Source organism: Alphaproteobacteria bacterium (assembly GCA_019695395.1).
Taxonomy (GTDB): domain Bacteria; phylum Pseudomonadota; class Alphaproteobacteria; order JAEUKQ01; family JAIBAD01; genus JAIBAD01.
The window spans coordinates 1-7,822 of sequence record JAIBAD010000059.1 but is presented as its reverse complement, the minus strand read 5'-3'; the positions used below and the strand labels follow the sequence as shown (position 1 = coordinate 7,822).

The 7,822-nt window shown below is 35.5% G+C and carries 9 protein-coding genes and 1 tRNA gene; 4 read left to right on the top strand and 6 right to left on the bottom strand.

Features of this window, described 5'->3' with window-relative positions:
- From K1X44_08510 to K1X44_08490, 5 genes are all read right to left on the bottom strand, one after another.
- On the bottom strand, positions 1-604 hold a 604-nt coding region (locus tag K1X44_08510; GenBank protein ID MBX7147332.1), incomplete at its 3' end, for a recombinase family protein.
- A complete protein-coding gene (locus K1X44_08505) occupies positions 604-1,077 on the bottom strand; it encodes a DUF2924 domain-containing protein (protein ID MBX7147331.1) in 474 nt (157 codons plus the stop codon). The genes K1X44_08510 and K1X44_08505, both read right to left, overlap by 1 nt.
- Positions 1,078-1,634: 557 nt before the next feature.
- Positions 1,635-1,720 (bottom strand) — tRNA-Tyr (locus K1X44_08500).
- 112 nt (positions 1,721-1,832) lie between these two features.
- Positions 1,833-2,468 (bottom strand): cation transporter, encoded by a 636-nt coding sequence (locus tag K1X44_08495; GenBank protein ID MBX7147330.1) that lies wholly within the window; start codon positions 2,466-2,468, stop codon positions 1,833-1,835.
- Between the two features lie 2 nt (positions 2,469-2,470).
- Complete coding sequence (locus tag K1X44_08490; protein ID MBX7147329.1) at positions 2,471-3,337, bottom strand: PhzF family phenazine biosynthesis protein; 867 nt, start codon at positions 3,335-3,337, stop codon at positions 2,471-2,473.
- A gap of 137 nt (positions 3,338-3,474) precedes the next feature.
- Between K1X44_08490 and rlmB the strand changes: the two genes are divergently transcribed.
- From rlmB to glnA, 4 genes are all read left to right on the top strand, one after another.
- Entirely contained in the window at positions 3,475-4,248 is a 774-nt protein-coding gene (gene rlmB / locus K1X44_08485; GenBank protein MBX7147328.1) for a 23S rRNA (guanosine(2251)-2'-O)-methyltransferase RlmB, read from the top strand.
- Positions 4,249-4,312: 64 nt separating this feature from the next.
- The gene (locus tag K1X44_08480) at positions 4,313-4,690 is read left to right on the top strand and encodes a hypothetical protein (GenBank protein ID MBX7147327.1); all 378 of its coding nucleotides are present in this window, start codon (positions 4,313-4,315) and stop codon (positions 4,688-4,690) included.
- A 6-nt stretch (positions 4,691-4,696) separates the two neighbouring features.
- Positions 4,697-5,035 (top strand): P-II family nitrogen regulator, encoded by a 339-nt coding sequence (locus K1X44_08475; protein ID MBX7147326.1) that lies wholly within the window; start codon positions 4,697-4,699, stop codon positions 5,033-5,035.
- Between the two features lie 86 nt (positions 5,036-5,121).
- Positions 5,122-6,531 carry a type I glutamate--ammonia ligase gene (glnA, locus tag K1X44_08470; GenBank protein ID MBX7147325.1) on the top strand — a complete coding sequence of 470 codons (1,410 nt, stop codon included), beginning with the start codon at positions 5,122-5,124 and terminating at the stop codon, positions 6,529-6,531.
- Positions 6,532-6,606: 75 nt separating this feature from the next.
- Here glnA and K1X44_08465 read toward each other — a convergent pair whose 3' ends face one another.
- Complete coding sequence (locus K1X44_08465; protein ID MBX7147324.1) at positions 6,607-7,665, bottom strand: hypothetical protein; 1,059 nt, start codon at positions 7,663-7,665, stop codon at positions 6,607-6,609.
- Positions 7,666-7,822: the final 157 nt, after the last annotated feature.

Sequence of the window (7,822 nt, the reverse complement as noted above, 5' to 3'; positions counted from 1 at the left end):
CGATAGACCCCAGCGCGGCAAAGCGGTCAAATATAATATTGACCAGCTCGACTTCCTTTGGATTGGTGACGAGTTTGCGATCTACGACATCATACCCCAGCGGTGGCGGGCCGCCCATCCACATGCCCTTCATTTTGGATGAAGCGAATTTATCGCGGATGCGCTCCCCTGTAACCTCGCGCTCAAACTGCGCAAAGCTGAGGAGGATGTTGAGCGTCAATCGCCCCATCGAATCCTTGGTATTAAAATGCTGGGTCACGGACACAAAACAGACACCGTGTTTATCAAGAATTTCTACCAGCTTGGCAAAATCCATCAAGGAGCGTGAGAGACGGTCGACCTTATAAACAACCACAATATCAATGCGGCCAGCTTTGATATCCTCAATCAAACGCTTGAGCGCGGGGCGTTCCATGTTCCCACCCGAAAACCCGCCATCATCATATAGATCTGGTATAACCCGCCAGCCTTCACCGCGCATGGCTTCGACATATTTTTCACCTGCCTCACGCTGAGCATCCAGCGTGTTGTAATCCATGTCGAGGCCTTCCTCGGTGGATTTGCGGGTGTAGATTGCACAGCGCAGGATTTTCTTTTCCTCCATCATGCTCGTGCCTTTCTGGCGCGATGATAGGGTCGTTTTTCCTTATCCTCTTTATTGCCCAAGCCAAAGAATGCATTGCCGTTCCAGCGCGTACCGGTAATTGCAAATGCAACACCAGAAAGGCTTTTATATTTCAGCCCCTGATATTCATAACCATCAGCCAGCACATACACATGATGCTCAACGCCTTTGACCTCTCGCACCAATCGTGTTCCTACCGCCAGGCGACCAACATCACTACGACGCTGCTGGACTGATTTGCCTTCGGCCAACGCTTCCAGGCGATCAATCGTTGATTTGGTCAATCCGCCATAGGTCAGCTCCTGTATCCGATAGATGATCTGATTGATCAGGTAGGTGCGATTGTTGCGTGACTGGGGAGGTACATCAAAATGCTTGTTCCAAACCTGGAGCAGCTCCTTGGTCTCCATCGTCTCTAGCGCAGCATACTCTTTTAATATGTCTATTTTCATTGTCTTGCCCCTTTCTCCGCTCTCACTTGCGTGGGTTTGCGGCTGGGACATGAATGCTTCGAAGTGGAGGGAAGTCCAGTCAAACTTCTCTCATTTTCCAAGCTATTTAATTGATTATGCTGGTAAATCTGGTGACGAACAATTGCGCCTGCCAGGATCGTAATCATCTCGGCATAACGCTCTGAACCCGTCATATCATCTGGATTGCGTACCGTATAATCCATAGAGAAGAACCTCCTTCAAATTTGTTCTTCTCCTCTGGTTTGCCGTCACCCTTCAAAACGACGACGACGAAATAAAAAAAGTTCGAAACATTGTTCGAATGCATCATTTTATCTTTGCAAACCGTGTTTTTCGGAAGTCGTTCTAAATCAAGGCTTTGCCATGACCACTAAATATGCGCTTAGTAGCCAGAGGCCGTGAGAGAATATGAGACTTGAGAGAGAATTTCGGCAGAATTTGCGTTCTAAAAGTACGCAGGCGAAAGGCAAAACCGCGCGAACATTGGGCTTTTGCACAAAGAAAAACCCGCCAAGCGGGGCGGGTTGATAAATAAATGGTGGAGGGGGTAGGATTCGAACCTACGTAGGCGTAAGCCAACGGGTTTACAGCCCGTCCCCTTTAGCCACTCGGGCACCCCTCCGTAAAATTAATTATAGGTCAACTAGCCTGTTTTTCAATATTTTGTCAACTCTTTTATAATGAAAAGTTTATAATTATATTAATGTTTCATGTAATAAAATTGACCAAAAAATTTATATACTATGTTTATGCTGCAACTCATGATATGCCAATTTTAAAATATACCAGCTTGTTTTGACTGCCAATATAATCATTATTAAAGCAACAATTAAATCAGGCCAATTTGTTTTTGTAAAAAACACACCTACTGCTGCTAATAAAACAGCTAAATTTCCCAAAGCATCATTTCTACTGCATAACCATGCAGCTTGTTTATTACTATCCCCATGGCGATAATGATAAAGAAGAAATAAAGCTACCATATTAATCACAAACGCAAAAATACCTAATATCCCCATTGTATCAACCTGAGGTATTGACTGCATAATCATTTGCATAACCATACGGCTAAATACAAAAAACGCGAAAGCTAACATCATGATTGCTTTTACAATAGATGCTTTAGCACGTATGTAAAGAGAATGGGATATAACCAAAAGAGTAATGGTGTAATTAATGCCATCACCTAAAAAGTCCAGAGAATCAGACAACAATGAGGCAGAGTTAGCATGCAATCCATAAACAAACTCAATACCGAACATGGTAAAATTTAAAATTAACACAATCCATAAAACTAAGCGATATTTATGGTCTGTTGGATTTGTCTCAGGCAAACAACATGAGTGTTGTTTAGTGATGTTAATTGACATCTTTAGATATTTATACTCCCTCGACCAATTTCAATAACATGGCCACCTACATAAATTTCTTGGTTTTGTAAAACATTTAATGACAAATAGGAAGATCTTTTAATAACTTTACCCTGTACTATTTGAAAATTCCCGGATCCAATTCTTTTAGTCTTTAAAAGCCAAGCTCCCAAATTAGCACAAGCTGATCCTGTTGCTGGGTCTTCATTAATACCACCTTGATCAGTGTGAAAAAAGAAACGAGCTATTATCTTATTTGGCTTTTTTTCTTTTTCATCAAAAGCAAAAATATATGCACATTGTCTATTCAATTTACTTTTTGGCCATTCTCTTGATAATTCTGAAACAGGTGATGCTCTAAAAACCGATTCTACAGTTTTAAGAGGAATAAGTAATTGATCTGAGCCAGTATCAACCCATACAGGTTTATCCAAAAGATCTATTTCATTTAATCCTAGCATTTTAGCAATAATACTATCTGCTATATTTGTTTCTCGAATTACCGGTTCAACAAAAGGTGGTACTTTTAAAGTCCACTTTTGTTTTACTAAAGTAAGAGGAATTATACCTATACCAAGCTCTAATTTTAATTCTGTCCCTTTATTCAATAAATCTTGTACTACATAAGCAGAACCAATTGTTGGATGACCAGCAAAACGCATTTCATGATCGGGCGTAAAAATAAAAACTTTAGCATCTGCTAATTCTGAAGGTTGTAAGAATGTTGTTTCAGAAAGGTTAAATTGACGTGCTAAAGCAAGCATGGTTTCTTTATCTATACCTCTTGCATCTTCAAATACACAAAGCGGATTGCCACCAAATTTGGTTTCCGCAAAAACATTTACAATACGGAATTTATAATTAGCCATACTATATCTTTAACTATTAAAAATTAACTTAGAATCAATTGTTATAAGTTAATTAATTTTCTTAGCTTTTTCAAAATATTTTATTTTATTTTTAGATTCTAGTTGTCTCTCAAAAAACTTATGCTATGTATAAGAACATGAAAAAAAAGGATAATCCTAATTCTTATTGGCTTTTTGGCTTTCACTCTGTAAAAGCAGCACTAGAAAACCCTCATCGTCATTGTAGAAAAATTGTTACAGCCAATCAAAATACCTCTCTTTTAGAAACCTTAAAACCTCTTCTTCATAAAAAATCTTTAACCCTTGAAATAAGTGATTCTTCTTTTTTTCGTGACCACTTCCCAGAACAAAACATCCATCAAAAAATAGCTTTACTGGTTGATCCATTATCTGAGCTTTCTTTAGAAGATTTTTTAGATTCTACTCAAAATAATGTGCAACAAACCTTGGTCATTCTTGATCATGTCACTGACCCGCAAAATGTTGGCGCCATCCTAAGATCAGCTGCAGCTTTGGGTGCAGATGCTGTTATTATTACATCACGCCATAGCCCAACCCAAGGAAGTATTTTAGCCAAAGTTGCATCGGGCGCTTTGGATATTATTCCCTTGATTACAGTAGTTAATATAGGACGTAGTCTTGAGTATCTTAAAAAAAATGGCTTTTGGTGTTTAGGCTTTGCAGCCGAAGCATCAACATCTTTATTGAATTTTAAAAGAACAAATAAAATTGCTTTAATCTTAGGAAGTGAAGGGGAAGGGTTACGTCGTCTTACTAAAGAAAAATGTGATTTTTTAGTTCATCTACCAACAAAACCTCATATGCCTCACCTTAATGTTGCAAATAGTGCTGCAATAGCACTTTATCAAACAATTTGTCATTCTTCGCATTTTAAAACAATCAATGAATAAAAAATTATATAAAAAATTATTTTTATTTTTTTTGCATAATACCATAATTTACTTATTTATTGTTATGCAAAATTTACTTATAGCTCAATCCCGTAGCCCCTTAACCTTAGAACAATGGTTTAGCAGACAAGACAATGATAAAGATAATTTTCTTTCCCAATCTGAATTAGAAATGGAATGTTATCGTCGGTTTGACCGAGCTGATGCTAATCAAAATGGCTCACTTGATATAAAAGAATTCACTGCAGACATAAATCCAAACCAAAATAGTCTTATATATCAACGGCAACAAAGATTTCTAACTCAAGATTTAGACCAAGACAAAAAAGTTAACCGAACAGAATGTATCAAATTTCACAAGCGAGTAATCGATCAATGTGATCAAAACTCTGATCAACTTATAACATTAAATGAAATTATCGAATGTAAAAAGAAAGATTAATAAATTATGAAAAAAATTGAAGCTATCATTAAACCTTTTAAGCTTGATGATGTTAAAGATGCTTTGCAAGACATAGGTATTCAAGGCCTTACCATATTTGAAGCCAAGGGATTTGGTAGACAGAAAGGCCATACTGAGCTTTACCAAGGCGCAGAATATGTTGTTGATTTCTTGCCTAAAATAAAAATTGAAATTATCGTTGAAGATCAGCAAGTTGAAGCTGTTGTTGAAGCAATACAACATGCTGCTTATACAGGAAAAATTGGGGATGGAAAAATTTTTATTTTACCGATTGATGATATTATACGTATCCGAACTAAAGAAAGGGGAAATAACGCTTTATAAATATCTTTACAATCTTTTATCTATACTTCGCTGATTAACCATATTAACTTACTTTACGACCACAACTTTATTCTTAAGGGAAAATTATGTCAGATATTAAATCAATTCTTAAAATGATCCATGAGCATGATGTAAAATTTGTAGATTTTCGTTATACTGATATGCGTGGCACTTGGCATCACATGGCCCATGCTGTTCAAACTGTTGATGAAGATTTATTAACTGAAGGTATAATGTTCGACGGATCATCGATTGCAGGATGGAAAGCTATTAATGATTCAGATATGATTTTAAAACCAGATCTAGAACGTGCTGTACTTGACCCATTTTCTGCACAACCTACTTTAATTATCATGTGCGATGTCTTAGAGCCTTTAACCGGGCAACCATATAATTGTGATCCACGTTCTATTGCCAAAGCTGCCGAGGTTTATCTCAAGAGAACCAATATTGGAGATACACTTTATGTTGGACCAGAGGCAGAATTTTTTATTTTTGATAACATACGTCATGATGTTTCAATGAATCGTTGTATGGTTGAATTCTATTCTGAAGAGAGCCCTATATTGAATGGTAAAAAAATGGAAGAAGGTAATCACGGTCACCGACCCCAGGTTAAAGGTGCTTACTCCCCTGTTGGGCCTGTAAATGCTGGATTTGATATATGTGCTGAGATGCTTACAACTTTATCAAATATGGGTGTACCTATCGAAAAGTATCATCATGAAGTTGCACCTGCTCAATATGAATTAGGTATTAAATATAGTAATTTGGTATCTGGGGCCGATTATATCCAACTCTATAAATATGTGGTCCGAAACGTGGCGCATTCTTATGGAAAAACAGCTACATTTATGCCGAAACCTGTTAAAGGTGATAATGGATCTGGTATGCATGTCCATCAATCTTTATGGAAGAATGGTAAACCTTTATTCGCCGGCAATGGTTATGCTGATCTTTCACAAACAGCCCTTTATTATATTGGCGGAATTATCAAACACGCCAAAGCTTTAAATCTTTTTACCAATCCTACCACGAATAGTTATAAAAGATTAATTCCAGGCTTCGAAGCACCTGTATTATTGGCTTATTCTGCCCGTAATCGATCTGCATCATGTCGAATTCCTTATGCAACTAACCCTAAAGGAAAGCGTATCGAAATACGTTTCCCTGATCCTACAGCTAATCCTTACCTTGCTTATGCAGCTTTACTTATGGCCGGGATTGATGGTATTGAAAATAAAATTCATCCAGGTGATCCAATGGATAAAAATTTATATGATTTACCTCCTGAAGAATTGCAAAATGTACCTACAGTATGTGGTTCTTTACGTGAAGCAATTGAAGCTGCAGATAAAGATCGAGCTTTTTTAAAAAAAGGAGAGGTTTTTACAGACGAATTAATAGATAGCTATATTAATCTAAAATGGGAAGAATGTTATAATTATGAACATACTCCCCATCCTATCGAATTTCAAATGTATTATTCTTCTTAAGAATATTAAAAAGCCTTATCCTTTTTAAAAAGATAAAAAGGGATAAGGCTTTTAATTTATAATTACCACAATATATTATACTCCATATTGCGTATAATGAACTACGTAATAAAGAATAAAAAATATTCCTAACAATGCATAATGTGCCCCAACCAACATACCTGAATAAATTGGTAAAGATCTAGTTTGTTTTCTTCGAAATAATTGGGTTAATTCTGTTGGCCCGGTTATCACTAAGGCAACTAAACAAGCAATCATAACAGAATGCCCAATCAAATCTATTTTACCAAAATCTATAACAGCTAAGATAAACATAACCATTATCGGAAGTGCAGCTAATCTTGAAGCAAAATTCCCAATAAGCATAATAAATGGAAGGCTAAATTCAAAGAAACTTGCTGTAAGCATAAAAATATAAGGATCCATACCAAACATTATATGTGAATGTGTATGAAGAATTTCATCATACCAATTCATATAAGTAAATTTTTCAATACTTGCCCACATTAAAGTAAAAATTGTACCTGCTTGTAAAAATGCATATTTATGTTTTTGTAATTTTTTTAGATCAAGAGAACAAGTTATAACAAATAATGCGACACCAAGAAAAATTACGTAGTTTAATAGGTTGAAAACCCCATAAATATTCATGGCATAAAAATAAAGGAAAATAATGCCAAAGCCTGCTATAAAACTACTTTTTCTATGGATTAACGATAAAGCTAAAATTAATTGAAACCAAGGAATCCAATTTTGATTTGTTTTTAATTCCGGGGTTAAAATTATTCCACCTAAGATCCATAAGCTAATTAAGAAAAATCCTAAAGCTATTCTAAACATATCAAATAGCCAAGGTTTAAGATTATTAAGCATTAAATATATATGTTGAAAATATTTCTGACGTCCAATAAAACGGTCAACACAAACCGCACAAAAAACAATACAAGAAATAATGGCCGCCATAACTATCCATTCTATTGTTATAGTATGTGCAAAAGATGGTAATTTTTCAGACATATTAGGTTCAGAAAACCATTGAACGTGGGCTTCAGCTATTTGAGATCTTTGAAGTATAAAAAAAATACCAATTAAACTAAAAAGTATTTTCTTTCCGATATTTTTAACTATTTGCATTTTAATCCCCATATTATTTATTAGACTTTTCGGGTTATTAAAAATTATGTTTTTAATTCATGAAAAAAATACATAATTTCATTAATATTATTAATGCATAAATAAATTAAAATAATATTAATAAATAGAATATTATTCCATATTTTATGTAATAGTT